Here is a 1,465-nt window from a genome sequence, read left to right as displayed (position 1 = left end):
AGACGATCCAGGTCGTCCGGATGCACGGTCCGCGCCCAGCCGTTACCGAGGGCTTCGGCCAACGAAAGCTCCATCATGTCGCAAAAAGTCTGGTTGACGAAAACGCAATTGTCCTCGGCATCGTCGAAAAAAATACCCAAAGGCGAGCCCTGCACCAGGGTATGCATGCGGGCGGTGACACGGGCCAGTTCCGTTTCCAGATTCCGGCACCGATCCGCGAGAAAGGACGGATCCAGATTTGTCATGAATGGTCGAAAAAAGCGGCCATCACATGAAGGCCTGGGCGGGAGTGGTCAGAAAACGTTTTTGCAGGACAAGACCGGTATCGGTACGGAAGAACAATTTGCGGCCGTGTTTGCCGCCAACGCTGGAGGCCAGAACCTTCAAGCCCGCGTCCTCGAGAACCGCGATAGCGGTCTCGACGTTGCGGTTCCCGGCCGAATCCCCCATGTTCCGGTGCAACGGGGACGCACCGCCAAAAACCTTGCATTCCAGACTGGAGGGCGCGATGCCGGCCTTGGTGAACTGCCGCAACAGTTGCCAAATGGCCGAATCCACATATCGGTAATAGTCGCCGGTGCTGTCACGATCCGCATAATTAACGCGCCGGGGCAGCAACGCATGAAAAATGCCGCCCCATTGGTTGGCCGGACAAAACATGGTCACGGAAACGCAGGAACCAAGCACCGTCTGTACCAATGTCGGTTTGGTAAACACCCCACCCTGGCCCACCAGCAGATAATGGTGCGCCAGGGGCGTGTCCTCCGAGCCCCGAAGTTCCACGGGCAAATTGAAATTTTTATTGAGCATGGTGGTTTGCATTGCCGATCCAAACAACATAGTGCGACACCCATTCCCGGACACAAAAACGATTTTCTGCTTTATCCATGGAAAACCCGGCCGAACGCAACAGTTTTTTTTCCGGCTTACGGCTGGAGCTTCCCTACCTCATCGACGCCCTGGGCTCGGGCCATGGTTTTTTCCACCAGCCCGAGCAACTCCATTTCCTAAACGAAATCCTGGCCGACCACCTCCGACATCGGGCCGAACCACCGTCGACCTTCCTGGCCGTGGGCTGCGATCACGGTCTGGACGCCTACAGTCTGGCCATCACCTGCCTGGAAACAGTCCGCGTACATGGGCCCTTCGCCTTTTCCATCCTGGCCACGGACTTCCTGCCGGACAATGTCCAGCGCGCCCGCCGTGGCGTCTATCCAGCCAGAAGCGTCGATCATCTGCCCCGGGAACTTGTCGCGCGCTATTTCCTGCGCAGCCGGAGCGCGACCAAGGCCGAGGTCCGCTTGCGGCCCGGCGTGCGCGCCCGTCTCAATTTCCGCTGCCAGGATATTTTCGAACGCTTCAGCCTGCGCGAACCCATGGATGTCATTCTTTGCCGTCAGATCGTGCACCACTTCGAACCCCGCCTGCAAAAGGCCTTGGTCCAACGGCTGCGCGGGTACCTCGC

The 1,465-nt window shown here is 58.8% G+C and carries 3 protein-coding genes; 1 reads left to right on the top strand and 2 read right to left on the bottom strand.

What is annotated here, in order from left to right; translation table 11 throughout:
- On the bottom strand, window positions 1-245 hold a 245-nt coding region (locus EOL86_14875; GenBank protein ID NCD26852.1), incomplete at its 3' end, for a PAS domain-containing protein.
- Between the two features lie 22 nt (window positions 246-267).
- Entirely contained in the window at window positions 268-810 is a 543-nt protein-coding gene (locus EOL86_14870) for a chemotaxis protein CheD (protein NCD26851.1), read from the bottom strand.
- Between the two features lie 77 nt (window positions 811-887).
- Here EOL86_14870 and EOL86_14865 point away from each other — a divergent pair.
- The coding region (locus tag EOL86_14865) for a hypothetical protein (GenBank protein ID NCD26850.1) at window positions 888-1,465 on the top strand (578 nt) is incomplete at its 3' end.

It is taken from the genome of Deltaproteobacteria bacterium, assembly GCA_009930495.1.
Lineage (GTDB): Bacteria > Desulfobacterota > Desulfovibrionia > Desulfovibrionales > Desulfomicrobiaceae > Desulfomicrobium.
The sequence above is the reverse complement of the archived record's forward strand: the minus strand, read 5'-3'. Positions and strand labels throughout refer to the sequence as shown.

Bases quoted from the DNA above. Each gene is read 5' to 3' on its own strand.
- EOL86_14870 (NCD26851.1), bottom strand. From the start codon at position 810: ATGCTCAATAAAAATTTCAATTTGCCCGTGGAACTTCGGGGCTCGGAG.